The 25,753-nt window shown below is 73.1% G+C and carries 22 protein-coding genes and 1 tRNA gene; 12 read left to right on the plus strand and 11 right to left on the minus strand.

The genetic code is table 11. The features are described 5' to 3' along the window. Window positions 1–4 precede the first annotated feature (4 nt). Window positions 5–754, plus strand: coding sequence for a class E sortase (locus Q5694_RS08515; RefSeq protein ID WP_333931873.1), 750 nt, complete (start codon window positions 5–7; stop codon window positions 752–754). Between the two features lie 155 nt (window positions 755–909). On the opposite strand, the gene pknB is transcribed toward Q5694_RS08515, so the two are convergent. The 6 genes from pknB to Q5694_RS08545 all read right to left on the minus strand — a co-directional run bounded on the left by pknB (window position 910) and on the right by Q5694_RS08545 (window position 9,158). Further along, the gene (gene pknB / locus Q5694_RS08520) at window positions 910–2,940 is read right to left on the minus strand and encodes a Stk1 family PASTA domain-containing Ser/Thr kinase (RefSeq protein WP_333931875.1); all 2,031 of its coding nucleotides are present in this window, start codon (window positions 2,938–2,940) and stop codon (window positions 910–912) included. 168 nt (window positions 2,941–3,108) lie between these two features. After that, window positions 3,109–4,587, minus strand: a complete 1,479-nt coding sequence (locus Q5694_RS08525) for a peptidoglycan D,D-transpeptidase FtsI family protein (RefSeq protein ID WP_333931876.1) — start codon at window positions 4,585–4,587, stop codon at window positions 3,109–3,111. Next, window positions 4,584–6,041 carry an FtsW/RodA/SpoVE family cell cycle protein gene (locus Q5694_RS08530; RefSeq protein WP_333931877.1) on the minus strand — a complete coding sequence of 486 codons (1,458 nt, stop codon included), beginning with the start codon at window positions 6,039–6,041 and terminating at the stop codon, window positions 4,584–4,586. The genes Q5694_RS08525 and Q5694_RS08530 overlap by 4 nt, the downstream gene beginning before the upstream one ends. A 27-nt stretch (window positions 6,042–6,068) precedes the next feature. Next, window positions 6,069–7,631, minus strand: a complete 1,563-nt coding sequence (locus tag Q5694_RS08535) for a Stp1/IreP family PP2C-type Ser/Thr phosphatase (protein WP_333932313.1) — start codon at window positions 7,629–7,631, stop codon at window positions 6,069–6,071. A gap of 140 nt (window positions 7,632–7,771) precedes the next feature. After that, complete coding sequence (locus Q5694_RS08540; protein ID WP_333931879.1) at window positions 7,772–8,281, minus strand: FHA domain-containing protein FhaB/FipA; 510 nt, start codon at window positions 8,279–8,281, stop codon at window positions 7,772–7,774. A gap of 10 nt (window positions 8,282–8,291) precedes the next feature. Further along, window positions 8,292–9,158, minus strand: coding sequence for a DUF3662 and FHA domain-containing protein (locus Q5694_RS08545; protein WP_333931881.1), 867 nt, complete (start codon window positions 9,156–9,158; stop codon window positions 8,292–8,294). A gap of 471 nt (window positions 9,159–9,629) precedes the next feature. Here Q5694_RS08545 and Q5694_RS08550 point away from each other — a divergent pair. Continuing rightward, a tRNA-Leu gene (locus Q5694_RS08550) sits at window positions 9,630–9,713 on the plus strand. 128 nt (window positions 9,714–9,841) lie between these two features. On the opposite strand, the gene Q5694_RS08555 is transcribed toward Q5694_RS08550, so the two are convergent. The 3 genes from Q5694_RS08555 to Q5694_RS08565 all read right to left on the minus strand — a co-directional run bounded on the left by Q5694_RS08555 (window position 9,842) and on the right by Q5694_RS08565 (window position 13,407). After that, window positions 9,842–10,375, minus strand: a complete 534-nt coding sequence (locus Q5694_RS08555) for a winged helix-turn-helix transcriptional regulator (RefSeq protein WP_333931883.1) — start codon at window positions 10,373–10,375, stop codon at window positions 9,842–9,844. Between the two features lie 73 nt (window positions 10,376–10,448). Further along, window positions 10,449–12,626, minus strand: coding sequence for an ABC transporter permease (locus Q5694_RS08560; RefSeq protein WP_333931885.1), 2,178 nt, complete (start codon window positions 12,624–12,626; stop codon window positions 10,449–10,451). A gap of 55 nt (window positions 12,627–12,681) precedes the next feature. Next, a complete protein-coding gene (locus Q5694_RS08565) occupies window positions 12,682–13,407 on the minus strand; it encodes an ABC transporter ATP-binding protein (RefSeq protein ID WP_333931887.1) in 726 nt (241 codons plus the stop codon). Window positions 13,408–13,563: 156 nt separating this feature from the next. Between Q5694_RS08565 and Q5694_RS08570 the strand changes: the two genes are divergently transcribed. From Q5694_RS08570 to Q5694_RS08580, 3 genes are all read left to right on the plus strand, one after another. Next, the gene (locus tag Q5694_RS08570; RefSeq protein ID WP_333931889.1) at window positions 13,564–14,835 is read left to right on the plus strand and encodes a sensor histidine kinase; all 1,272 of its coding nucleotides are present in this window, start codon (window positions 13,564–13,566) and stop codon (window positions 14,833–14,835) included. Then, complete coding sequence (locus Q5694_RS08575) at window positions 14,804–15,484, plus strand: response regulator transcription factor (protein ID WP_333931891.1); 681 nt, start codon at window positions 14,804–14,806, stop codon at window positions 15,482–15,484. Before Q5694_RS08570 ends, Q5694_RS08575 begins: the two co-directional genes overlap by 32 nt. A 150-nt stretch (window positions 15,485–15,634) precedes the next feature. Then, entirely contained in the window at window positions 15,635–16,957 is a 1,323-nt protein-coding gene (locus Q5694_RS08580; RefSeq protein WP_333931893.1) for a cytochrome P450 family protein, read from the plus strand. Here Q5694_RS08580 and Q5694_RS08585 read toward each other — a convergent pair. Continuing rightward, entirely contained in the window at window positions 16,935–17,858 is a 924-nt protein-coding gene (locus tag Q5694_RS08585) for an NAD-dependent epimerase/dehydratase family protein (RefSeq protein WP_333931895.1), read from the minus strand. The two genes, Q5694_RS08580 and Q5694_RS08585, sit on opposite strands and share 23 nt — an antisense overlap. Continuing rightward, complete coding sequence (locus Q5694_RS08590; RefSeq protein WP_333931897.1) at window positions 17,855–18,799, minus strand: ScbA/BarX family gamma-butyrolactone biosynthesis protein; 945 nt, start codon at window positions 18,797–18,799, stop codon at window positions 17,855–17,857. Before Q5694_RS08590 ends, Q5694_RS08585 begins: the two co-directional genes overlap by 4 nt. A gap of 269 nt (window positions 18,800–19,068) precedes the next feature. Between Q5694_RS08590 and Q5694_RS08595 the strand changes: the two genes are divergently transcribed. The 7 genes from Q5694_RS08595 (at window position 19,069) to Q5694_RS08625 (ending at window position 25,714) form a co-directional block, all read left to right on the plus strand. Next, window positions 19,069–19,737, plus strand: coding sequence for a ScbR family autoregulator-binding transcription factor (locus tag Q5694_RS08595; protein ID WP_333931899.1), 669 nt, complete (start codon window positions 19,069–19,071; stop codon window positions 19,735–19,737). Between the two features lie 133 nt (window positions 19,738–19,870). Beyond that, the gene (locus tag Q5694_RS08600) at window positions 19,871–21,304 is read left to right on the plus strand and encodes a DUF2252 domain-containing protein (RefSeq protein WP_333931901.1); all 1,434 of its coding nucleotides are present in this window, start codon (window positions 19,871–19,873) and stop codon (window positions 21,302–21,304) included. Window positions 21,305–21,403: 99 nt separating this feature from the next. Continuing rightward, on the plus strand, window positions 21,404–22,225 hold the full coding sequence (locus Q5694_RS08605) for a hypothetical protein (RefSeq protein WP_333931903.1): 822 nt from the start codon (window positions 21,404–21,406) through the stop codon (window positions 22,223–22,225). Between the two features lie 66 nt (window positions 22,226–22,291). Next, window positions 22,292–22,621 (plus strand): rhodanese-like domain-containing protein, encoded by a 330-nt coding sequence (locus tag Q5694_RS08610; RefSeq protein ID WP_333932315.1) that lies wholly within the window; start codon window positions 22,292–22,294, stop codon window positions 22,619–22,621. Window positions 22,622–22,986: 365 nt separating this feature from the next. After that, window positions 22,987–23,766, plus strand: a complete 780-nt coding sequence (locus Q5694_RS08615) for a DUF5819 family protein (RefSeq protein WP_333931905.1) — start codon at window positions 22,987–22,989, stop codon at window positions 23,764–23,766. Then, window positions 23,763–24,974 (plus strand): HTTM domain-containing protein, encoded by a 1,212-nt coding sequence (locus tag Q5694_RS08620; protein WP_333931906.1) that lies wholly within the window; start codon window positions 23,763–23,765, stop codon window positions 24,972–24,974. The genes Q5694_RS08615 and Q5694_RS08620 overlap by 4 nt, the downstream gene beginning before the upstream one ends. Beyond that, window positions 24,971–25,714, plus strand: coding sequence for a TrmH family RNA methyltransferase (locus tag Q5694_RS08625; RefSeq protein WP_333931908.1), 744 nt, complete (start codon window positions 24,971–24,973; stop codon window positions 25,712–25,714). The genes Q5694_RS08620 and Q5694_RS08625 overlap by 4 nt, the downstream gene beginning before the upstream one ends. The last annotated feature ends 39 nt before the right edge of the window (window positions 25,715–25,753 follow it).

Raw genomic sequence — 25,753 nt, forward strand, 5'->3', positions numbered from 1 at the left:
ACCAGTGGCAGCGACCACCGACACGAGTTCAGAAGAGCACACCGGCAGGGGGGCCCGGCCGCCCGCGGCGCGACGCCGTCCCGGTCCGATCGGGACGGTGGTCAGCCTCTTCGGCGAACTCCTCATCACCGCGGGCCTGCTTCTCGGCCTGTTCGTCGTCTACTCGCTGTGGTGGACCAACGTGGTCGCCGACCGCGCGGCCGGCAAGCAGGCCGACCAGGTCCGGGACGACTGGGCCCAGGGCCGGGGCGGCCCCGGCGTGCTCGACACGAAGAACGGCATCGGTTTCCTGCACGTGCCGACGATGACCAAGGGCGAGGTGCTGGTGGAGAAGGGCACCTCGAACAAGATCCTCAACGACGGTGTCGCCGGCTACTACACGGACCCCGTCAAGGCGACGCTGCCGATGTCCGGCAAGAACGGCAACTTCTCGCTGGCCGCCCACCGCGACGGCCACGGCGCCAGGTTCCACGACATCGACAAGATCGAGAAGGGCGACCCCATCGTCTTCGAGACGAAGGACAAGTGGTACGTCTACAAGGTCTACGGCATCCTCCCCGAGACCTCGAAGTACAACGTCCAGGTCCTCTCGCCCGTCCCCAAGGAGTCCGGCAGGAAGAAGCCGGGCCGCTACATCACGCTGACGACCTGCACGCCGGTGTACACGAGCACCTACCGGTACGTCGTGTGGGGCGAGCTGGAGCGGGTCGAGAAGGTCGACCAGGAGCGCACCCCGCCGAAGGAACTGCGGTGAGCTGAGGGCCCAGCGCTCCGGCGGAGGTGCAGAGCCCCGGCGGAGGGAGCCCCGGCGGAGGTGCAGAGCCCCGGCGGAGAAGCACCGCGACAGCGAAGCGCCCCGGCACTCGAGGAGTGCCGGGGCGCTCGCCGTTCACCCGCGAGGTGAGGCGGTCAGTCGTCCTCGTTGCGGCCGGTGATGCCGCCGAAGATGCCGCCTCCGCCGTTGTCGCCGCCGCCGTTGTTGTTGCCACCGCCGCCGCCGCCGGCCGTCGTCAGCGTGATCGTCTGGCCGCCCGGGTTGTCGACCTCGGTGCCGGGCTGCGGGTCCTGCTGGGTGACGATGGCGTTGTCGTCCTGAGGCCCGGACACCTGGATGTTGGTGAAGCCCTGCTGCTGCAGGATCTGCTTGGCCTGGCCCAGGGGCCGCAGCCGCGCCTCGGGCACCTTCACTTTCTGCTGCTGCTGCTTGGCCTTGCCGACCACCATCTGCACGGACGAGTTCTTGTCGACCTGCTGGTTGGCCTGCGGGGTGGTGGAGATGACCTTGCCGACCTGGTTGGGGTCGTCGGTCTCCTGCTCGGTGCAGTTGCCGACCAGGTCGTTGGCCTGCATCTGGGCCTTCGCCGCGTCACAGCTCTGGCCGACCACGTCCGGGACGGTGGACTTCTTCTCCGCCTTGGCGATGGTGAGGGTGATCGTCGAACCCTTCTCCACCTCTTCGCCGGTCGTCGGGTTCTGCTCCAGCACGGTGCCCGGGTCCTCGGGGGACGTCCGGGTCTCCGTCTTGACGTCGAACTGGTACTTGTCGCCCTCCAGCTTGTCCTTGGCCTCGTCGATGCTCAGGCCGGTGACGCTGGGGACGCTCACCTTCGGGGCGCCGGTCGAGACGACGACCTCGATGGTGGTGTTCTTCTTGACCTCGGCCGGCGGCTCCGGGGTCTGTGAGCAGATCTTGCCCTTGCTCTCGTTCTCGCACGGCTTGTTGGTCGTGGTCAGTTCGAGCTCGCTGTTGCCGGCCAGTCTCCTGGCGTCCTCCAGCGTCTGTCCGACCAGGTTGGGGACGGGGACCGTGTCGTTGGACACGCCGTCACCGCCGAACGCCCAGCGCCCGATGAGGATCGCGCCGACCAGGACGAGGATGCCGGCCACGACGAGCAGGATCGTCGAGGTGTTGGACTTGCGCTGCTGGCCGCGGCGCCGGTCGGGTCGGTCGTCGTAGCCGTAGCCGCCGTCGTCCGGGTTCATCGGGGGCAGCATCGAGGTGGCGCCCGCGCCCGAGTCCGAGCGCAGGGCCGTCGTCGGCTGGTCGTCGGGGTAGCCGCCGTAGCCGACCGAGCCCATGGCCGCGGCCGCGGCGACGGGCTGGCCGTCCAGGCAGGCCTCGATGTCGGCGCGCATCTCGTCGGCCGACTGGTAGCGGTAGTCGGGGTCCTTCGTCAGGGCCTTCAGCACGATCGCGTCCATCTCGGGCGTGATCTCGGGGTCGAAGACCGACGGGGCCTGGGGCTCCTCCCGCACGTGCTGGTACGCGACGGCGACCGGGGAGTCGCCGACGAAGGGCGGGCGGACGGTGAGCAGCTCGTACAGCAGGCAGCCCGTGGAGTACAGGTCCGAGCGGGCGTCCACCTGCTCGCCCTTGGCCTGCTCCGGGGAGAGGTACTGGGCGGTGCCGATGACGGCGGCGGTCTGCGTCATCGTCATGCCGGAGTCGCCCATGGCGCGGGCGATGCCGAAGTCCATCACCTTGACCTGGCCGTTGCGCGTCAGCATGACGTTCGCGGGCTTGATGTCGCGGTGCACGATGCCGCTGCGGTGGGCGTACTCCAGGCCCTGGAGGATGCCGATCGTCATCTCCATGGCGCGCTCCGGCAGCAGCTTGCGGCCGGAGTGCAGCAGCTCACGGAGGGTCGAGCCGTCCACGTACTCCATGACGATGTACGGGATCGACACGTTGTCGATGTAGTCCTCGCCCGTGTCGTAGACCGCGACGATCGCGGGATGGTTGAGCGAGGCGGCCGACTGGGCCTCCCGGCGGAACCGGGCCTGGAAGGAAGGGTCACGCGCGAGGTCCGCGCGCAGCGTCTTCACCGCCACGGTGCGGCCGAGGCGGGTGTCATGCGCGAGGTAGACCTCGGCCATGCCACCACGCCCGAGCACCTGGCCCAGTTCGTACCGGCCGCCGAGGCGACGCGGCTCTTCCATAGCTACCTACCAGCCCTCTCCGTCGGTCCCGACCGGAAGCGTGTGCGGTCGGAGGCTGCCGTCCGGGCCTACCGTACCCGGCTCGTTTTGTGTGACCTGGCCAAGCCCGTCAGCCGATACCGGACCGGTACCGCAACGTGCACCGATGTGAAGCAGACGTGAGCGGGGTCACTTCTTGCCGTCGATGACCGCCTCCATCACGCTCCTCGCGATGGGTGCCGCGAGGCCGCCGCCGGAGATGTCGTCGCGCACCGCGTTGTCGTCCTCGACCACGACCGCCACCGCGACCGGCGCGTTGCCGTCGGCGTCCTTGGCGTAGGAGATGAACCACGCGTAGGGGTTCTCGCTGTTGTCGACACCGTGCTGGGCGGTACCCGTCTTGCCGCCCACCTTGACGCCCTGGATCCGGGCGTTGGAGCCGGTGCCCTTCTCGACGACCGTCTCCATCATCGACTGCAGGATCTGCGCGTTCTCCGGCGACAGCGGCTGGCTCAGCTCCTCCGGGTCGGTCTTCTCGATCGGGTCGAGGCCGGGCGACTGGAGCTCGTCGACCATGTACGGCTTCATCAGCTTGCCGTCGTTGGCGACGGCCGAGGCGACCATGGCCATCTGCAGCGGGGTCGCGGCGGTGTTGAACTGGCCGATGGAGGACAGCGCCGTCTGCGAGGGGTTCATGTCGTCGGAGAACACCGAGGCGTTGGCCCGGACCGGCGTGAACTGCTCCTCGCCGAAGCCGAACTCCTCGGCCTCCTTCAGCATCTTCTCGTTGCCGAGGTCGGCGCCGATCTTGCCGAAGACGGTGTTGCAGGAGTACTGCAGGGCCACGCGCAGCGTCGCGTTCTTGCAGGGGATGTTGCCCTCGTTGGGGAGCTTGGTGGTGGTGCCCGTCATGACCCAGGGGTCCGGCGAGTCCGTCTTCTCGTCGGCGCTCGTGTAGAGCCCGTCTTCCAGGGCCGCGGCCGCGGTGACCACCTTGAAGGTCGAGCCGGGCGGGTAGGTCTCGCGCAGCGCCCGGTTGAGCATCGGGTCGTTCGGGTTGTTCTTCTTCTGCAGCTTCTGCCAGGCCTCGGTGTCCGTCGTCGTGGAGTTGCCGGCGAAGGACGACGGGTCGTACGACGGGTAGGACGCCAGGGCCAGGATCTTGCCCGTGGACGGCTCCAGGGCGACGACGGCGCCCTTGCCGCCCTGCTTCTTCAGCCCGTTGTAGGCGGCCTTCTGCGCGGCGGTGTTCAGCGTCGTGACGACGTTGCCGCCCTGCTGCTTCTCACCGGTGAGCATGTCCAGCGTGTTGCGGAAGAACAGCCGGTCGTCGTTGCCGGTGAGGATGCCGTCCTCGAGGGACTCCAGCTGGGTCGCGCCGAAGGCCTGGGAGGCGTAGCCGGTGACCGGCGCCCACATCGGGCCGTTCTTGTAGGTCCGCTTGAACTTGAAGTCGCTGCCCGACGCCTCCACGGAGCCGGTGACCGGCTTGCCGTCGACGATGATGTCGCCGCGCGGCGAGGCGTAGCGCTCGATGGTCACGCGGCGGTTGTTCTTGTCGGACCTGAGCTCGTCGGCCTGGACGTACTGGATCCAGTTGTCGCGGATCAGCAGGGCCAGGACCAGCAGGCCGCAGAAGATCGCGATCCGGCGCAGGGGCTTGTTCATGACGGGCGGACCACCTGGGTCATCTCGGCGTCGGGGTTGGCGGCGGGGGCGGGGGCCGGGCGGCGGGCGGTGTCGCTGATGCGCAACAGGATCCCGATCAGGGCCCAGTTGGCGATCACGGAGGAGCCGCCGTACGCCACGAAGGGCAGCGTCATACCGGTCAGCGGGATGAGGCCCATGACACCGCCGGCCACGACGAAGACCTGCAGGGCGAAGGCTCCGGACAGGCCGATCGCGAGCAGCTTGCCGAAGGGGTCGCGGGCCGCGAGGGCGGTGCGCACGCCCCGCTCCACGATCAGGCCGTACAGCAGCAGGATCGCCATGACGCCGGCGAGGCCCAGCTCCTCGCCGAAGGTGGCGAGGATGAAGTCGGAGTTGGCGGCGAAGCCGATGAGGTCCGAGTGGCCCTGGCCCAGGCCCGTGCCCAGGGTGCCGCCGGAACCGAAGGCCCACAGGGCCTGCATGGCCTGCTCGGAGTGGACGATGCCGTCCTGGACGCCGGCCCGGGAGAGCTCGAACTCGCGCATCGGGTCGAGCCAGGCCTGCACACGCGTCTGGATGTGCGGCTCGAAGCTCGCCACGCTGACCGCGCCGACCGCCGACATCAGCAGACCGAAGACGATCCAGCTGGTCCGCTCGGTGGCGACGTACAGCATGATCACGAACATGCCGAAGAACAGCAGCGAGGTGCCGAGGTCGGTCTCGAAGACCAGGATGAGGATCGAGAGCACCCACACGACGAGGATCGGGCCGAGGTCCCGGCCGCGCGGCAGGTACAGCCCCATGAAGCGGCGGCTGGCCAGCGCCAGGGCGTCTCTCTTGACCATGAGATAGCCGGCGAAGAAGACCGCGAGGACGATCTTCGCGAACTCACCGGGCTGCAGCGTGCCGAGGCCGGGGATCTTGATCCAGATCTTGGCGCCGTAGATGTTCGCGCCGAGTCCCGGCACCAGCGGCAGGATCAGCAGGACCAGCGCACCGGCCATGGAGATGTACGTGTAGCGCTGCAGGACGCGGTGGTCCTTGAGGAAGATCAGCACCGCCACCAGCAGGGCCACGCCCATCGCGGAGTACAGCAGCTGACGGGGTGCCGCCTCGACGAACGTGCTGGACGCCTGGAGCTTCTTGGACTGGTCCAGCCGCCAGATGACCACGAGTCCGATGCCGTTGAGCAGTGTCGCCAGCGGCAGCATCAACGGGTCCGCGTACGGCGCGAACTTCCGTACGACGATGTGGCCGACGCCCGCGAGCAGGCCGAGTCCGAGACCGTAGCTCAGCAGGCCGGGCGGCACCGAGCCGTTGATGGCCAACCCGACGTTGGCGTAGGCGAACACCGGGATGACGACGGCGAACGCCAGCAGGGCCAGCTCGGTGTTGCGGCGGCTCGGGGCGCCGATCGCGCCGATCGTGGACGTGTGGTGCGTCGGCGAGTGCGATGCATTCGTGCTGCTCATCGTGTGACGGGGCCTCTCACGGCTTGCCTACTGCTTACCGCACAGCGAGACGACCTTCTGCTCTTCCTCCGAGAGGCTGGGGCCGGGGCTGGGAGTGGGTGCGGTCGTGGTCGGGGGCGTGGACTTCGAGGGCGCCGACGGCGAACCCGACGGGTTCGACGGGTTCGGCGTCGGTGTGGCTGTGGCCTTGGACGCGAAGGAGGCGGGAGTGGTTCCCGTGGTGCCCCCGGCCTCGCCCTCACCGGTCTTGGCGTTCTTCTGGCTCTCGGCTTCGCGCCGCTGCGCCTGCTTCTTGCACGCGGAGGCCTGCACCGACAGTTCCTGGATCTTCGCCCGGGCCTTCTTCAGGTCGCCCTCGGCGATGGTCGCCTTGACCAGCTTCTGCTGGTAGGGCGGCAGGTACTTGAGTTCGATCTCGGGGTGGTCCTTCTCGACCTTCGACAGCGACACCCAGGCCAGATCCTGGCTGATGCCCCGGTACAGCGCGACGTGCTCGTCCTCGGCACCGACGTAGTACTGCGTCTGCGTCCAGCGCCAGCCGCCGTACAGGCCGCCGCCGACGACGGCGAGGGCCAGGGCGATGTAGAAGGACCTCTTGAGCCAGTGGCCCTTCTTGCGGGGCTTGTCGAAGTCGCCGTCGCCGTAGTCGAATCCGGCGGCGGGGATGTAACCGGTGGTGTCGCCCGAGCCGGGCGGGCCGAACTCGCCGCCTCCGCCGCCGTGTCCGCGGCCCTGGCGGCCGAGGCCGGAGGCGCGGCCGGCGGGGGTCTGCATGATGCCGTTGTCGTGCAGCTGGTGCTGGTTCTCCGCGACGGCGCCGACCACCACCGGGGTGTCGGAGAGCTGCCCGGCGAGGGTGTCACCGGTGTCCAGGTCCAGGACGTCGGCGACGATGACCGTGATGTTGTCCGGGCCGCCGCCGCGCAGCGCCAGCTCGATCAGGTTCTGGACGGTCTCCTGGGGGCCCTGGTAGCTGGCGAGGGTGTCCTCCAGCGTCTGGTGGGACACCACGCCCGACAGGCCGTCGGAGCAGATCAGGTAGCGGTCGCCGGCGCGCACCTCGCGGATGGACAGATCCGGCTCCACGTGGTCACCGGAGCCGAGCGCGCGCATCAGCAGCGAGCGCTGCGGGTGCGTGGTGGCCTCCTCCTCGGTGATGCGGCCCTCGTCGACCAGGCGCTGCACCCAGGTGTGGTCCTGGGTGATCTGCGTCAGCACGCCGTCGCGCAGCAGGTACGCGCGCGAGTCGCCGACGTGGACCAGGCCGAGGCGCTGGCCCGTCCACAGCAGGGCGGTCAGGGTCGTGCCCATGCCCTCCAGCTGCGGATCGTCCTCGACCATGGAGCGCAGCTGGTCGTTGGCGCGCTGCACCGCCGTGCCGAGCGAGGTGAGCACGTCGGAGCCGGGGACGTCGTCGTCGAGGGCGACGATGGTGGAGATGGCCTCGGACGAGGCGACCTCACCGGCGGCGGCGCCGCCCATGCCGTCGGCGATGGCGAGCAGGCGCGGGCCGGCGTACCCGGAGTCCTCGTTGCCCTCCCGGATCATGCCCTTGTGCGATCCGGCGGCGAAGCGCAGTGACAGACTCATGCGCACCTCGCCCGTCGGCTCCGGGTACAGCCGGTCGTGTCGAGCCACACTGCCCACCCTCCGGTCGGGAGCGCGCCGGGGGCCGGGGTGGGGCCCGCCGCTGCGTGCTCGCTCCGCTCGCGCCTATCCATGATGTAGCACTACTTCCGCAGCTCGATGACGGTCTTGCCGATGCGGATCGGCGCGCCCGGCGCGATCGGTGTGGGAGTCGTCAGCCGCGTCCGGTCCAGGTACGTGCCGTTGGTGGAGCCGAGGTCCTCGACGATCCACTGGCCGTCGCGGTCCGGGTAGATCCTGGCATGGCGGCTGGAGGCGTAGTCGTCGTCCAGCACGATCGTCGAGTCGTGCGCCCGGCCCAGGGTGATGGTCTGCCCCTGGAGGGCGACCGTGGTGCCGGTGAGGGTGCCCTCGGTCACGACGAGTTTGGTGGGGGCGTTGCGGCCGCGCCGGCCGCCCGCGGACTGCTGGCGCTGCGGCGGCGGCGCCTGCCGGGCGGCCTGCTGCTGCCGGCCGGCCTCGCGGCGCGATCCGCGCTGTGTGACCCGCGTACCGAACAGGTCGCTCCGGATGACCTGCACGGCCACGATCACGAACAGCCACAGTACGGCCAGGAACCCCAGCCGCATGACCGTGAGGGTCAGCTCTGACATTGCCCCCGCTTCACCCTTCGGCTTGCCTATAGATAACGGTGGTGCTGCCCACGACGATCCGCGAGCCGTCGCGGAGCGTAGCGCGGGTGGTGTGCTGCCCGTCCACCACGATGCCGTTGGTGGATCCGAGATCCTGGATCGTCGAGGGCGTTCCGGTCCGGATCTCGCAGTGCCGGCGGGAGACGCCGGGGTCGTCGATCCGCACGTCGGCGTCGGTGCTGCGGCCCAGCACGAGCGTCGGGCGGGAGATCTGATGGCGGGTGCCGTTGATCTCGATCCAGTGGCGGGTGCGTCCGCCGGCGGCCGGCGCGGCAGGGGGCCGCTGGCCGCCCGCGGGCTGCGGATAGCCGTACCCGCCGGGGCGGCCGCCGGGGGGCGGCGCGGCCGGCATGGGCGGTGCGCCGGTGGGCGAGGCGGCCGGCGGGTAGCCGTAGCCGCCCGGGCGCGCGCCCTGCGGGCCGGCGGGCGCGCCGCCGGCTCCCGGTCCGCCCTGCTGGCTGCTGGAGGAGGCGAGCGTACGGCTGCGCACCCGGTACAGGCCGGTGTCGAGGTCGTCCGCCTTCTCCAGGTGCACCTTGATGGGGCCCATGAAGGTGTAGCGCTGCTGCTTGGCGTAGTCGCGCACCATGCCGGCGAGCTCGTCGCCGAGCTGCCCGGAGTAGGGGCTGAGCCGCTCGAAGTCCGGCGTGCTCAGCTCCACGATGAAGTCGTTGGGGACGACCGTCCGGTCGCGGTTCCAGATGGTGGCGTTGTTGTCGCACTCGCGCTGCAGCGCGCCCGCGATCTCCACGGGCTGGACCTCGGACTTGAACACCTTGGCGAAGGTGCCGTTGACCAGACCTTCGAGACGCTGCTCGAACTTCTTCAGGACTCCCATGGGGCACCTCCTCCGTCGCTGCCGTCCTGTGTACCGCCCTGCGGGCCACTTGCCTGGTACTGCTTACTGATCGTATCCACGCGCCGGTCGATCGGCTGGTTCCCCCTGTCGGCCCCGCCGACAGGTGTCGACGCATGACGAAGTTCCCTGTGGAGCTCCTCTTCGAACTCCCGCCGGAGTACTGGTGCGCGCAACCGCCCGGGGTACTCCTGCCATGGATCGTAGAGGCGGCGGGGAACCAGTGTCCCGCACCCGGCTGTGGACTCGGACCCTCTCCCGGGGAGACCCGGGGTACCGGTACGAGGTTGATACGTGAACAGGTACGCGCTGATACGTGGCAGGGACATCGATGCCGCGCACGGCCCCCGCCTGCGACGGAAAGGGATGTGAAGCCACCCCGTCCAGCGTGCTAATGTTCTCGGTGTCGGAAGGCGCCGGCCCGCAAGGGACGGAGCCCAGGACACACCCAATGCGCGGGTGGCGGAATAGGCAGACGCGCTGGATTCAGGTTCCAGTGCCCGCAAGGGCGTGGGGGTTCAACTCCCCCCTCGCGCACCGTCGGAACGGGCGGCATCGATCAGATGCCGCCCGTTCGTCGTTTCTCCGGGATGTGACGGTCCTCTCGTCCTGACGGTTCTCCCGCGGGAGCGGAACCTCCGTCCGTCCGCCGTGTGAGGAAGCTCTCAGGACCGCTCGGAGCGGCCCTGGCCGAGGGTGCGGCCCGGGGCGAAGCGGTCCCGGACGGCCGGGTCGTCCAGGAGGCGCGCCGGGTAGCCCGGGCCGGTGCGGGCGCTGAGGTCCCGGTGGTCCAAGGGGTCTCCGCAGGAGGAGCAGACGACCTGCGCCTCGGTGTCGTGGCCGCAGGTCGTGTGGTGCAGGACCACCGGGACGCCCTCGTCGCCGGCCAGCCAGCGGTCGCCCCAGGCACTGAGCGCGGCCAGCACGCCGAAGAAGTCGCGGCCCTTGTCGGTCAGCAGGTACTCGTGACGGACCGGGTCGCTCCGGTAGGCCCGGCGGTGCAGCAGTCCCTCCGCCTCCAGGCGCCGCAGCCGGTCGGTGAGGGTGTTGCGGGCGATGCCGAGAGTGCCGATGAAGCCGTCGAAGCGGGACTCGCCGTAGAAGACCTCGCGCAGGACCAGCAGCGTCCAGGCGTCGCCCAGGAGGTCGGCGGTGCGGGCGATGGAGCAGGGCCAGCCGTCGAACGAGGTCCGTCTCATGCGTCCCACTGTAGGAGGCCGGGCCCTGGTCGGTCTCATGATGAGATCCGGGGGGCGGTGAGGGGACGGGGCCTCACTCCCGGAGGCCCGCCAGGTCCGCCGGGCGGCGGCGCAGGGCGAGAGCCGTGGGGATCAGCGCCGAGGTCACGGCCAGGACGGCGCACGCGGTCGCCGTCGTGCCCAGCGCCTGCCAGGGCAGGGTGACGACGGGCGGGGCGGACAGCAGTGCGAGGGCGCTCCACAGGCCGGCCAGGTGGACGGTGGTGACCAGCAGGCCGAGGAGGGCGCCCGCGGCCACGACCGTGAGGGACTCGGCGCCGATCACCTTCAGCACCTGCCGGCGGGTGGCCCCGGCCAGCCGCAGCACCGTCAGGTCGCGGAGCCGGCCGGACGCCGCCATGGCCGTGGTGTTCGCCACGGAGATGCCCGTGTACAGCAGGGCGAGGCCGAGGACCATCAGGAGGCCGAGCCGGGTGGTGCGGTCGGTGCCCGGCCGGGTCTCGCGCAGCCATGCCTCCCGGGTGAGGACCCGGTCGGTGCCGGCGGCCCGGTGCAGGGCGACGGACACGGCCGCGGCGTCCGCGCCCCGGGCCAGGGCCACGTCGACCCGGTCGACCGTGGCGCCGGGGGCGTTGCGCGGGGTGACGTGGGCGCCGTTGCCGCCGGTGCCGGTGGGCATGACCGCGGCGATCCGCAGGGTCCGCCGGGTGCCGTCGCCGAGCCAGACCGTGACGCGGTCGCCGACCCGGTGCCGCTGCCATTCCTCGTTGACGATGATCGAATCGTCGTCGAGGGCGCTCACCGTGCCGGCGGTCAGCGGCAGGCGCGAGGTCGCGGCCAGGGTGCCCGCGGGTGCGGCCCGGGCCTCCGAGCGGATCAGGGCCACGCCGTCCTCCAGGACGTGCACGGCCGTCGAGGACGAGGGCGAGACCACGGTGCCCGGCACCTGCCGCAGCCTGCGCAGGGTCGCCTCGTCGAAGCCCGCCCGGCCCTCGGGCAGCACGACGAACGCGGCGGTGGTCCGCTCGCGTGCCTCGTCCGCCCCGGCCCGGTCGAGGGTCGAGGTGGTGCCGAGCAGGCACCCGGCGAGGGCGACCGTGACCAGGACCGGGGCGGCCGGCGCGGCACTGCGGTGCAGCCCGGTGGCCGTGCTCTCGCGCACCAGCAGGGCGCTGACACCCGGCAGCGCGGTGAACAGCCGGGTCAGGGGCCGCAGGAGGAGCGGGGAGAGCAGGGCGGCCGCGGAGATCAGCAGCATCGGACGGCTGACGTAGGTCTTGCGGTGGAGGAGGTCGCCCGGATCGGTGCCCAGCGCGAGGAACAGGGCCACCGCGGCGGTGAGGAGGAGGGCCGTGCCGCACAGCAGCCGGCCCCGGGTGAGGCCGCCGTCGTCGGCCGACGCCTCGCGCAGGGCCTCGGCGGGCGCGATGCGGCCGGCCCGCCAGGAGGCCGCGCCCGCCCCGGCCAGGGCCACGAACAGGCCGGCCCAGAAGGCCGCGTGGTACGGCCAGGTGTGGGCGCCGAGGGTGAACCAGGCGGGGGCCAGATCCTCCTCGACGGCCCGGGCGACGAGGTGCGGTGCCGCGCAGGCGCCCAGGACGCAGCCGGTGGCCGAGGCCAGGACGCCGACCACCAGGGCTTCGGCCAGGACCACGCGGCGGATCTGGCCCGGGGTGGCGCCGGCGGTGCGCAGCAGGGCGAACTCCCGGCGCCGTTGCGTGACCGCGAACGCGAACGTGGACGCCACGACGAAGACCGACACGAACGCGGTCACGCCTCCGGCGGTGCCGAACAGGGCGTTCAGGGCGGCGAGCGCCTCCCGGTCGCGGTCGTGTGCGGGGTCGCCGAGCCGGCGGGCGTCCCCGGTGAGGACCCGGGCCGTGCCGCCCACGGTCCTCCGCACGGACGCGGGGTCGGCGTCGGTCTCCAGCCGGAGGACGCGGGAGGGACCGGACCGCCCGTCGACCCGCACCGGGCCCAGCCTCCGCAGCTCCGCCACGGTCGCGGGCGGGATCGGGCGGGGGTGGGCGAGCCGGGCCGTGCGGACGCCGGCCGGGGTCGGTACGCGCAGGGTGTCCCGGGCCTGGACGACGACGGAGGCGGCCGGTGCGCGGCCGGGGTCGGCGGAGAGGGAGGAGGCCAGGGCCAGGCCCGTCACGGTGAGCAGGGCCACGCCCAGCGCGAGCGCGACGAAGCTGCCGGTGAAGACGGACCGATGGGCGCGCAGTGTGCGCAGGGCGGTGCTCAGCACGGCGGGGCCTCCGGGTGGGTGGTGCGGGGGGTGAGGGGAGTGCGCAGGACGGTGCTCAGCACGGCGGGGGCTCCGGGTGGGTGGTGCGGGTGGCGATGGTGGCGGCGTCGGCGCCGGTCAGCTCCTCGCTCACCCGGCCGTCGACGAGCACGACGACGCGGTCGGCGTGCGCGGCGGCGACCGGGTCGTGGGTGACCATCACGACCGTCATGCGCTCGCGGTCGGCCAGGGCGCGCAGCAGAGCGAGCACCTCATGGCCGGTGCGCGTGTCCAGGGCACCGGTGGGCTCGTCGGCGAACAGCACGTCGGGCCGGGTCGTCAACGCCCGGGCCAGCGCGACCCGTTGCTGCTGGCCCCCGGAGAGCCGGGCCGGCCGGTGCCCGGCCCGGTCGGCGAGTCCGACCTGCCGCAGGGCCTCGCGCACCCGGTCCCTCGCGACCCGGCGGCCGGCCAGGCGCAGCGGAAGGGCCACGTTCTGCTCCGCGGTGAGGGAGGGAAGCAGGTTGAACGCCTGGAAGACGAACCCCACGCGTTCGCGGCGCAGCAGGGTCAGCCGGCGTTCGCTCAGGCCGGTCAGCTCGGTGCCGCCGACGGTGACCGAGCCGGACGTGGGCCGGTCCAGGCCGGCGGCGCACTGCAGCAGTGTGGACTTGCCGGAGCCCGAGGGCCCCATGACGGCGGTGAAGGACCCGGCCGGGAACGCGAGCGAGACCCCGCCGAGCGCGGTCACCGGCCCGTACCTCCTGGTGACGGAGTCGAGCCGGACGGCGTCGTGTGTCACGGGAACCCCCTGGTGTCGGTGTCGTTCCCACGAAACCGGGCCGGAGGTGCCCGGCGCAGTGCGGCGGGACCTAGACCCGGGGTAGGGCCAGACCTACCCCCGGCGCTCGGCCCAGGGCCATGGCCGCTGCCGCGACCGGCTCCTACGGTGATCCCCATGCGCCCTCGCAACGTCTGGCAGGCCCTGTCCCGCCCCGGCTACCTGCTCTCGGCGTGGCCGTGGCGGTCGGCCGCGTACCTGCTGACGGGCGCGGTCCTCGGGGCGGTGGTGCTCGTGGGCCTGGTGACGTCGCTGGTGGCCGGCGGGGTGCTCGCGGTCGTGCTGGTCGGGCTGCCCCTGCTGCTCGGCGCGGCCCTGGCCGGTGTGCCGGTGGCGGCCCTGGAGCGGTACCGGCTGCGGCTGGCCGACGCGGAGCCCGCGCGGGACCCGCACGAGCCGCCCGGCGGGCCCGGGCCGCGGGCCTGGCTGTCGGCCCGGCTGCGCGAGCGGGCCACCTGGCGCGAGCTGGGCCACGCCCTGCTGTTCGCGGGGGTGTTGTGGCCGGTCGACGCGCTGGCCCTCGTCGTCTTCCTGCTGCTGCCGCTGTCCGTGGCCGCGACCCCGCTGCTCCTGGCCGTGGCGGGTGAGACGAAGGTGCTGAAGGTGTGGCTCGTCACGGACTGGACGGCCGGTGCCGGCTGGGCCGCGGCGGGCCTGTTCCTGTTCGCGGCGGGGGCCTATCCGCTGGGCGCGGCGGCCGGGGCGCGGGCCGGGCTGGCCCGGCTGCTGGTGGCCCCGCGGGAGGCCGGCCTCGGGGCCAGGGTCGTCGAACTGACGCGGTCCCGGGTGCGGTTGGTGGACGCCTTCGAGGCGGAGCGGCGGCGCATCGAACGCGATCTGCACGACGGGGCGCAGCAGCGGCTGGTCGCCCTGACGATGACGCTCGGCCTGGCCCGGCTCGACGCCCCGCCGGGCCCGCTCGCCGATCAGCTCGCCCGGGCGCACCAGGAGGCCGGGACGGCCCTGGCCGAACTGCGTGAGCTGATCCGGGGCATCCACCCCAAGGTCCTCGCCGACTTCGGCCTGGAGGCGGCCGTCGCCGACGCGGCCGACCGCTCGGCCGTGCCGGTGGATGTTGATCTGGAGCTGCCCGGCCGGTTCCCCCAGGCGGTCGAGGCCGCCGCGTACTTCGTGGTGTGCGAGGCGCTCACCAACGTCGGCAGGCACAGCGGGGCGAGCCGGGCGGAGGTGAGCGGCGGCTACCGCGACGGACGGCTGACGCTGCGCGTACGCGACGACGGATGCGGCGGGGCGCGGGCCCGGGACGGCGGCGGGCTGACCGGGCTCGCCGACCGGGTGTCGGTGCTCGATGGCACACTCTCCCTGTCCAGCCCGCCCGGCGGGCCGACCCTGCTGCATGTGGAGATCCCCGGTGAGCCTGCGAGTTGAGCGGCCCCTGCGGGTCGTCCTGGCCGAGGACGGCGTGCTGCTGCGCGACGGACTCGTCGGGCTGCTCGAACGCTGCGGGCACCGGGTCGCCGCGGCCGTGGGGGACGCGGAGGCGCTCGTCGCCGCCGTCGCGGAGCACGAGCCCGACGTGGTCGTCACGGACGTGCGGATGCCGCCCGGCTTCCAGGACGAGGGCCTGCACGCCGCCGTGCGGCTGCGCCGGGAGCGGCCCGGGCTGCCCCTGCTCGTGCTCAGCCAGTACGTGCAGCGCCGCTACGCCGCCGAGCTGCTGGACACCGGCGACGGCACGGGCGTCGGGTACCTGCTCAAGGACCGGGTCGGCCAGGTCGGCGAGTTCGTCGAGGCGCTCGGCAAGGTGGCCGACGGCGGCACGGTCGTCGACCCGGAGGTCGTACGGCAGTTGCTGCGGCGCCGCCGCGACCCGCTGGAGCGGCTCACCCCGCGCGAGCGTGAGGTGCTGGCACTGGTCGCCGAGGGCCACTCCAACAGCGCCGTGGCGCGCCGGCTGGTCGTCTCCGAGGCGGCGGTGGGCAAGCACATCTCCGGCATCCTCACCAAGCTGGACCTGCCGCCGGCGGACGACACCCATCGCCGGGTGCTGGCGGTCCTGGCGTATCTGCGGGCGTAGAGGGCCCGCGGGGAGCGGGCCGCGTTCCCGGCAGCGGCCCGCCCGTGGCTGACGACGGGTGAAGTATTGGCCAAAACAAGCCGGACGCCCCGTGCGCCGGGTGCCCCATCGCACCATGGTGGCCCAGCCTCCGGACCGAGGAGCCACGTCATGGCACAGCAGGGCTGCCCCTTCCTCACGATCGATCCGTCCGGCCGTGACCTCTACGGCGAGATCGCCCGGATACGCGCCCGCGGCCCGGCCGTCGAGGTCGAACTCCCGGGCGGGGTACGGGCCTGGTGGGTCAACGGGCTGGAGCTGAACAAACGGCTCCTGGCCGGGCCCGAGACCAGCAAGGACGCCTACCGGCACTGGCCGGCCTGGATCAACGGGGACGTCTCCCGCACTTGGCCGCTGGCCATCTGGGTCTCGGTGCGCAACATGGTCACCGCCTACGGGGAGGACCACAGCCGGCTGCGCAGGCCGATGGCCGCCGCCTTCACCCGGCGCCGCGTCGACGCGCTCCTGCCCCGGGTGCGGGGGATCGTCGACCGGGCCCTGGACCGCCTGGCGGCCCGCCCCCCGGGCGAAGTCGTCGACCTGCGGGCCGAGTTCGCCGCCCCCGTGCCGCACGAGGTGGTGTGCGAACTGTTCGGCGTACCGCGCGGCGAGGACGGCCCGCGGGCGGCGTTGTACCGCATCATCGACCGCTTCTTCGACACGGCGATCTCCCTGGAGGACGCCCGGGCCAACGCCGTCGACCTCTACGGCACGCTGACCGCGTTCCTGAGCCACAAGCGCGAGCACCCGGCCGACGACCTGACGACGGCCCTCATCGCCGCACGTGACCGGGACGAGCTCAGCGAGCAGGAGCTGAGCGACAACCTGATCCTGCTGCTCACGGCCGGTTTCGAGACCACCGTCAACCTGATCGACAACACCGTGCACAGCCTGCTCGCCCACCCCGGTCAGCTGGCCCTGGTCCGCTCCGGCCGCGCGAGCTGGGAGGACGCCCTGGAGGAGTCGCTGCGCCTGGAGGCTCCGGGCGCGATGTCGGGGCTGCGCTACGCCGTGGAGGACATCGAGATCGAGCCGGGACTGACCATCCCGCAGGGCGATCCCCTCGTGGTCTCCTTCGCCGGTGCCGGACGCGACCCCGAGCGGCACGGGCCGGACGCCGACCGGTACGACCTCACCCGCCCGACCAGCCGCGACCACGTGTCCTTCGGTCACGGGGTGCACCACTGCCTGGGCCGGCCCCTGGCCATGGCCGAGGCAACGGTGGCGCTGTCCTCCCTGTTCGAGCGCTTCCCGCGGCTGGCCCTGGCCGATCCCGCGCGCCCGCCCCGGCGGCTGCGGTCGATCATCTCCACGGGCCACGAGAGCCTGCCGGTGCTGCTGCACGGCGCGGGGCCGGGAACCGTGCCGGGGCACCGGGGGCAGCCGGGGCAGCCGGAGCGGTCCGAGCCGGTCAAGGAGCCGTCCGGTCCCTGAGGTAGGAGCGGTACCAGGGCGCCGCGCGGGCGAACCCGGCCGCGAACCCCTCGCCCGGCGGGCAGTCCAGGTCCTTCCAGAAGGTGTCGTCCGTGAACCAGTGGTCGACCGTGAGCATCTCCAGGTGGTGCAGGGCCCGCGGCGAGCCCGCGGCCCGCTCCAGGGCGGTGGGCACGTCCATCCGGGCGTCGCCGCAGGGCCTGGCGACCTCGGCGCACACGGCCCCGAGCAGGTCCGTGACGGGCACCGGCTCCGGGTGGTTCACGTGGTGCACACCGGCGGTGTACCGGGGGGACAGGGCCGCGGCGACCACCGCGCGGGCCAGGGTGCCGACGTCGATCATCGACTGCAGCGCGTCGCAGCCGGTGAGGGTGGCCGACAGTTCGTCCATCAGCCACACCAGCCCGGGGATCACCCAGCGGTCGCCCTCGCCGTACACCAGGTGCGGACGCAGCACCAGGCCGCCCGCGTCCCGCACGTGCCGTTCGGCGGCGGCCCGGGTGCGGCTGGTGGGCGAGACCGGGGCGATCGGCGCCTGAGCGGGGCCCACCCGGCGGAAGGGACCCCGGCCGTGGACGGCGGCCGTGCTCACGTACACGATCCGGCGCACGCCGGCGTGCACGGCCTCCTCGACGAGGGCGCGGGTCCCGTGGTCGTTGACGGCCGCGGCGGTGCCCGCCGCGCCACCGACTCTGGAGGCGCAGTGGACCAGGACGTCGGTGCCGGCGCAGGCACCGCGCAGGGAGGGCGGGACGGCCAGATCGCCGTGGACGTACTCGGGGCCGGGCGGGGCCTGCCGGGACAGCAGCCGGACGCGCACGTCCGGCCGGCGCCGTGCCTCGGCGGCCACCCGGCTGCCGACGAATCCGCTCGCCCCGGTGACCAGAAGGTGGGTCGTCACCCCGGGGACCGTACCGGCGCCGCTCGCGCGGACTCCAGGACGGCCGTGAACACCGTCTCGCCGTCCTGACGTCCGGTGACCCGCACCGTCACCTCCCGCGGGTCCGCGTCGAGCACCACGGTCTCGAGCAGGCAGGGGTCGCCCAGTTCGGCGTAGCGGGCGAAGCCGACCGACATGGAGCGGGGCAGGAAGGGGCGCAGGCCGGACGCGGCGGCGGCCGCCTGGCGGGCCGCCTCGAACAGGGCCATGCCGGGGACGTGGTCGTTGGGCCGGGGGAAGAGGTGCGGGTGGCCGGTGTCGACCCGCAGCCGCCAGACGCCGGTCCGGCCGGCGGGGGCCAGCAGGACGTCCGCGGCGCGGGACCGGCCCACGGCCTCCGGGGCGAGGCCCGGCGGCGGGGGTACGGCGGCGTCCCAGGCGTCCAGCCGCCCCGCGCGCAAGCGGCGGTAGGCGAGCGGCGAGGTGCAGCCGGTGCTGCCGGTGCCGCGGGCGACGAAGCGCCCCGCGCGGCGGAACTCCATCGTGGTGCGCATGCTCGCCAGACCGCGACCGCGGCGGCGTATCTCCGAGCACTCGACGTCGATCTCCACCGGTTCGTCCGCCTCCGACAGCGCAAGCGCGGCGGGGTCCGTGCCGACCGCCAGGTCCCACATGACGAAGCGGGTGTCGAGCGGGGCGCCGAACTCGGCGTGCGCCAGCACCATCGACGCCTGGCGCAACGTTTCTCCCACGATCATCGGGTCCTGGTGCCGCTCGTCGACGGGCCCGAAGAAGGGGTGGGCCGCGGGCCAGTACGCGGTGAAGCGGAACCGGGTGTCCGAGATTCGGTGCCACCGGGTGGGGAAGACGTCCGTGTCGGAGGTGCGGTGTGCGAGTTCGCGGGTGACGGGGGTCTGCGGGGGGCGGGGGCCGCGGTGCGGCGGCGGGTGTCCGACGGTCACGAGGGCCCTGTCCGCGGGGTGGCGCCGGGGCCCCGTCCGGCCCTGCGTCAGCGCGCTCGAAGGGCCTGTCTCCGGCATGGGAACCCCCCGGGATCGGCTGCCTGGCTGCGGTCGGCGTCCGACTAAGGTACGGACGCGCCGGTCTTTTTCAAAGGCGCGCCGGTCCTTTTCGACGGGTGGAGCACACCGCCCGGACAGGGTCTCCCGCCGCCGACGCAGGGCGACGTCATGCGATGTCACAAGGACAGACGGAGATCAGGAGGCACCCGATGACGCGGCAGGAGCGCGCGATCCGTACGCGGCGGACCATCCTGGAGGCGGCGGCGGCCGTCTTCGACGAACGCGGCTACACGTCGGCGACGATCGGGGAGATCCTGGACCGGGCGGGCGTCACCAAGGGTGCGCTGTACTTCCACTTCGGCTCCAAGGAGGAGCTGGCGGCGGGGGTGTTCGCGGAGCAGCTCTCGCTGACCCTGCCGCCGCAGGCCAGCAAGCTGCAGGAACTCGTCGACTCCGGGCTGGTGCTGGCCCGCCGGCTGAAGTCCGAGCCCCTGGTGCGGGCCAGCGTCGGACTCGCCCTCGACCAGGGGGCCGTCGACCTGGACCGCTCGCCGGCCTTCCAGATGTGGATCGACCAGAACGCGCAGACGCTGGAGGAGGCGAAGGAGCGGGGCGAGCTGCTGCCGCACGTCGACGTGGCGGCCACGGCGGAGCTGCTGGTCGGCAGTTTCTCGGGGGTGCAGCTGCTGTCCCAGCTGCGCTGCCAGCGGCAGGACCTGGAGCAGCGGGTGGTGGTGCTCTTCGAGCACTTCCTGCCGAGCATCACCGTCCCCGCGGTGCTGGCCCGGCTCGAGGTCTCGGTGGACCGGGGGGAGCGGCTGCTGGCTGGGGGCGGCGACACCCGGCCGGCGGGGGCTCCGGCCGCCTCCGGGAGCTGAGGGGCCCCGGTTCGGCTCCCCCGGGGTGTTGTCCACAGGCGCGGAGTCGTCCACAGGGTCTGACGCGGTCCGGGCGCCGGTTGTACGGTCGGCAGGAGGTGATGTTCGTGCGGGTACGGGGGAGGCGGTCGCCATGACCGGGACAGACAGCGGATCGACGGCCGGGGACGGGCCCGGGGCGGTGCGCCGGCTGCCACGGGTGCGCGGGTTCGCCCAGTGGCCGGCCGAAGGGGCGCCGAAGCGCGAGGGCAAGGGCCTGCGCCGGCGGACCCCGCGCCGGGCGCACGCCGCGCTGGACCTGGACACCTCCCGCCCCGACGCGCTGGGCGCGGTCGAGGAGTCGGGCCGAGGCCGGCTGCCCGCGCTCGCCCCGATCCGGGTCGGCCGCATGGCAGCCTCGCCCTTCTCCTTCCTGCGCGGCTCGGCCGGCCTGATGGCGTACGACCTGGCGCGCACACCGATGACCGGCATCCTGGCGCAGATATGCGGGGACGCCCACGCGGCCAACTTCGGCCTGTACGGCGACGCGCGAGGCGGACTCGTCATCGATCTGAACGACTTCGACGAGACGGTGCACGGCCCCTGGGAGTGGGACCTCAAGCGCCTGACGACCTCGCTGGTGCTCGCGGGCCGCGAGGCGGGCGCGGACGAGGACCAGTGCCGCAAGGCGGCGCACGACACGGCCGGGGCCTACCGCCGCACCATGCGGCTGCTGGCCCGACTGCCCGTGCTGGACGCGTGGAACGCCATCGCGGACGAGCAGCTCGTCTCCCACGCCGACGCCCACGACCTGCTCGGCACGCTGGAGCGGATCTCGGACAAGGCCCGCCACAACACCAGCGGCCGTTTCGCGGCCAAGTCCACCGAGGCCACCGAGGACGGCGGGCGCCGCTTCGTCGACGCCCCTCCGGTGCTGCGGCGCGTGCCGGACGAGGAGGCCGCGGCGGTGGCGCTCTCCCTGGAGGGCTACGTCGGCACCCTGCCGGAGGACCGCCTGCCGCTCCTCGCCCGGTACGCCGTGCAGGACGTGGCGTTCCGGGTCGTCGGCACCGGCAGCGTCGGCACCCGGTCCTACGTCGTGCTGCTCCTGGACCACCGCGGTGAGCCGCTGGTGCTGCAGGTGAAGGAGGCGCGGGCGTCGGCCCTGGTGCCGCATCTGCTGACCGCCGGCATCGAGGCGCCGGAGGCCGGGCACGAGGGCCGCCGGGTGGTGCTGGGGCAGAAGCGGATGCAGGTCGTCAGCGACAACCTGCTGGGCTGGACGACGGTCGACGGACGGGCCTACCAGGTCCGCCAGTTCCGCAACCGCAAGGGCAGCGTCGATCCGGCCGCCCTGGCCACCGGCCAGCTCGACGACTACGGCCGGATGACCGGCGCGCTCCTGGCCCGGGCCCACGCCCACAGCGCGGACCCGCGGATCGTCGCCGGTTACTGCGGGAAGAGCGAGGAGCTGGACGAGGCGATGGCGGACTTCGCCGTCGCGTACGCCGACCGCACGGAGGCGGACCACGCGGAACTGGTGGCGGGCATCCGGGCGGGGAAGCTCGCGGCGGAGACGGGGGTGTAGGCCCGGAGCCGGGAGCCGTCGTCCCGGGACGACGGGGCCGGGCGCCGGAATCGTCGCGCGGGGCGCGGGCGGGGGTGGGGCGTGGCCTACGCTGGTCGGGTGACGACCCCGGAAGCTGAGCAGGATGGCGGCGACGCCGCCCGGCCCGAGGCGCGGCTGGAGCGGGCCGTACGGGCCGCCGAGCAGGCGCTGATCGAGTACGAGATCGCCGTCGAGACCTTCCGCGTCGAGGTCGAGAACTTCTCCCGGCTGCACGAGCAGAAGCTCGGGCCGCTGTACGCCCGCCTGGAGGAGCTGGACGCCAGGATCCTGGAGGCCAGGGCCGTCCGCACCGGCGACCCGGACGACCGGCGCCGGGCGGAGGAGGCCCGGGCCCGCCTCGCCCCGATTCCTGGCGTCGAGGAGCTGCTGCACGGCTGGATGGACGACAGCGGCCTGTTCCCGGAGGCCGCTGCCATGCTCACGGACCAGCCGGTCCGGCCCCCGCAGCGGGTCCGTCCCAGCGAGGAGGCCCGCAAGCTCTACCGCGACCTCGCCCGCAAGGCCCACCCCGACCTCGCGCAGGAGGAGAAGGAGCGTGCGCGGCGGGAGGAGTTCATCACGCGGGTCAACGCCGCCTACGCCCGCGGTGACGAGACCGAGCTGCGGGAACTCGCCGCGGAGTGGGCGAAGGGACCCGAGCTGAAGCGGGGCCCGAGCCGGGCCGAGGAGCTGTACGCGCGCCTCGAGTGGCTCGCCCAGCGCAAGGAACTGCTGGCCCTGCTCGCCAAGGAGCTGGAGGACAGTGCGATCGGGCACATGCTCCAGCTGGCCCCGGACGACCCGGACCGGCTGCTGGACGAGATCGGGCAGCAGTTGCTCACCCAGGTCGGCGAGCGGGAGACCGAGCTGGCCGCGCTGCTCGGCGAGGGCACGGGCTGAGTCCCGGCGCGGGCCGTGGCGGCGGGCGGTTCCGGTAGCGTCGGACGCATGAACTTCGGAGCTGGTGTGCCCACGGTCGCGGTCGCGGACCTCAAGGACGGCGACTTCCTGCTGGACGTCCGGGAGGACGACGAGTGGAAGGCCGGTCACGCCGAAGGCGCGCTGCACATCCCCATCAGTGACTTCGTCGCCCGGTACGGGGAGCTGACCGAGGCGGCCCCGCAGGACGGCCGGGTCCACGTGATCTGCCGGTCCGGGGGGCGTTCCGCCCAGGTCACGATGTACCTGGCCCAGCAGGGCATCGACGCCGTGAACGTCGAGGGCGGCATGCAGGTGTGGGAGGCGGCGGGCCGCCCGGTGGTGACGGACGACGGGCAGCAGGGGTTCGTCCTCTAGGCCTGCGCGAGGACGGGTGCCGCGGTGGTACCGCCCGGGCCGGCCACCCGCCGGGCCGGGCTGTCCGCATCCGAGGCGGTGGCTCCCGCGATGCGGGGTGCCCGCTCCCGCGATGCGAGGCGGTGGCTTCCGCAGCCGGGTGGCACCGGATGGCCCGTTCGCGCCCCGGGCCGGCCGGGACCGCCGTACGGTCGAGCCCCGGGCGGTGTGGCGACGGCCACGGCCGCGGACCCGTGACGGGGGATGTGCCCGGGCGGTCCGCCTGAGTACCGTGCCGTGCCGGAGCCGCGCTGCGGTGCGCGGCGGCACGACGCCCTCGCGACCGGGCGGGCGCAACGACGGACCGTGATCGGGAACGGGGCGGAATGGACGCGTACGACGAGGGCTCGACGACCCGGCGCGCGCCGGGCGAGCCCGGGCCCGGGAGGCCGGACGGGGGCCCGCCCCCCGGTCCACCACCCGTGCACGACGTCCCCGCCGAACCCCGTACCGGGATCGACTCTCTCTCCCTCGGCTCCCGGATCGCCGTCGCGGTGGCGCTGGCGGTCGTCGCGGTCGGGGTCTGCGCGCACATCGGAATGACGTTCCTGCACGTCGCTCCGGCCAACACGCTCACCCGGCAGCACGGCGAGGCCGTGAACGACTGGATCTACCCGGAGTTCGAGCAGAACTGGAAGCTGTTCGCGCCGAACCCGCTCCAGCAGAACATCTCGGTCCAGGTCAGGGCCCAGGTCAGCGGGCGCGACGGCACCGCGCTGACCACCGGCTGGTACGACCTGTCCGCCGAGGACGGCCGGGCCATCGACGGCAATCCGCTGCCCAGCCACACCCAGCAGAACGAACTGCGCCGCGCCTGGGACTTCTACGTGGCCACGCACGACAGCGAGAACCGGCCGGTGGGACTGCGGGGGAACCTCTCGGAGTCGTACCTGCGGCGGATCGCGGTGCTGCGCCTGGACCGGGCCGACGCGGTGCGCGCGACGACCGGCGGTGAGGGTGCCGTCGAACGCGTCCAGTTCCGCTCCCGCACGAGCAATGTGCCTCCGCCCGAGTGGAGCCGGGAGAAGGTCGCCACGACGCCGTCCTACCGTGAGCTGCCCTGGTGGAAGGTGCCGCGGGACGAGGCCGAGGGAGGCGTGGGATGAACCGCTGGTCCCTGGCCCTCTCGCGCGGTGTCGCCCGGGTCACGGAGGCCGCCCTCGGCCCGTACCAGACCGCGATCGTGCGCATCGGCCTCGGCGCGACCTGGCTGCTGTTCCTGCTCCGCGAGATCCCCCACCGCGGGGAGCTGTACGGCCCCGACGGCCCCTGGAGCCGGGACCTCGCCGAGCAGCTGATCGGTTCCAACGGGTCCTTCACCGCCCTCATGTGGTTCGACGGCCGGGTCTGGTTCGAGGCCGTCTACGCGCTGGCGGTCCTGGCCGCGGCCCTGCTGCTGCTGGGCTGGCGCACCCGCACCATGTCCGTGCTGTTCATGGTGGGGGTGCTGTCGCTGCAGAACCGCAGCGTCTTCATGGGCGACGGCGGCGACAACGTGCTGCACCTGATGTCGATCTACCTGGTGTTCACGCGCTGCGGGCGGGTGTGGTCGCTGGACGCCCGGCGCTCCGCACGGGACGACGCCGCCCGCGCCCGGGGCGAGCGGGTCACCGACCGGACGGGCCCGGCCCTGTGGGCGGTGCTCGGGGCCGTGCTGACCGCGGTGACCCTGTCCGGGCGGATGGAGGGCGACTGGCTGATCCCGGCCCTGCTGTGGACGGTGTGGGCGGGGCAGGCCCTGTGGTGGGTGGTGGGGCGGCCCGCCCGGAGCGATGAGCCGCGGATCCTGCTGGACGTCGTCGCCGACGTCGTGCACAACGGCGCCCTGTTCGTGATCATGGCGGAGACGTGCCTGATCTACGCGACGGCCGGCTGGTACAAGATCCAGGGCTCGCGCTGGCAGGACGGCACCGCGGTCTACTATCCGCTCCACCTGGAGTACTTCTCGCCCTGGCCCGCCCTCGCCGACCTGCTGTCGGCCAGCGGCACGATGGTCATGCTGGTGACGTACGGGACGGTCCTGGTGCAGGTGGCCTTCCCGTTCACCCTGCTCGACCGGCGCGTGAAGAACGTCCTGCTCGCCGTCATGATCACCGAGCACGCGGCGATCGCCGTCGTGCTGGGGCTGCCGTTCTTCTCGCTGGCGATGATCGCGGCGGACGCGGTGTTCCTGCCGACGGGCTTCCTGAAGCGCCTGGGAGGAGCGACGGCCCGGGCGCGGGACCGGCTGCCGCGGCGCGGCCGGCGGGCACCGGTGCCCGAACAGCGCACCCCTCGGGACACCGATGCCGCGCACGTAGGCTTCCGGGCATGACCGACCCCGTCACCCTCTGGCACCGAATCGCCGGCGAGACCGTCCTGCTCGACGGCTTCCACGCCCTCAAGCACGCGCTGCGGTTCGGCGCCGAGGTGCCGGTGGCGGTCGCCGCCGACCGGGCGGCCACGCTCGCCCTGGCCGGCGAACTGGCCCCGGACGTGCGGCAGGCGCTGGACGGCCTGCTGACCCAGGTGCCACAGGAGACGTACGCCTCGCTCGTGCCGCGCCCGCACCCGACGGCCGTGGCCGCCCTGGCCGTCCGCCCCTCGCGCGCCGCGCACCTGGAGAAGCTCGCGCGCACTCCGCGCACGGCCCCGGTCGTGGTCCTGGACAACCCGCGCAACCTGGGCAACGCGGGGGCGGTGATCCGCCTGGCGGCCGGTTTCGGGGCGACCGGTGTGGTGACGACCGGGTCGGTCGACCCCTGGCACCCGACCGTCGTGCGCGGCGGCGCGGGCCTGCACTTCGCGACGGCGGTGGAGCGCCTGACGGTCGCCGAACTGCCGCCGGGGCCCCTGTTCGCCCTCGACCCCGAGGGCGACGACCTGCGGGGCGTGAAACTCCCGGACGACGCCGTCCTCGCCTTCGGCTCGGAACGCACGGGTCTGTCACCCGAACTGCGCGCCCGGGCCGGCCACCTGCTGTCCCTGCCCATGCGGCCGCAGGTCAGCAGCTACAACCTGGCGACGAGCGTGGCCATGACCCTGTACCACTGGAGCCTGGAAGCGCCCCGTTAGGGGGCACGGGCAACTGCGCGAGGAACCACGGACGGCCCT

It is taken from the genome of Streptomyces sp. AHA2, assembly GCF_036857595.1.
GTDB lineage: Bacteria > Actinomycetota > Actinomycetes > Streptomycetales > Streptomycetaceae > Streptomyces.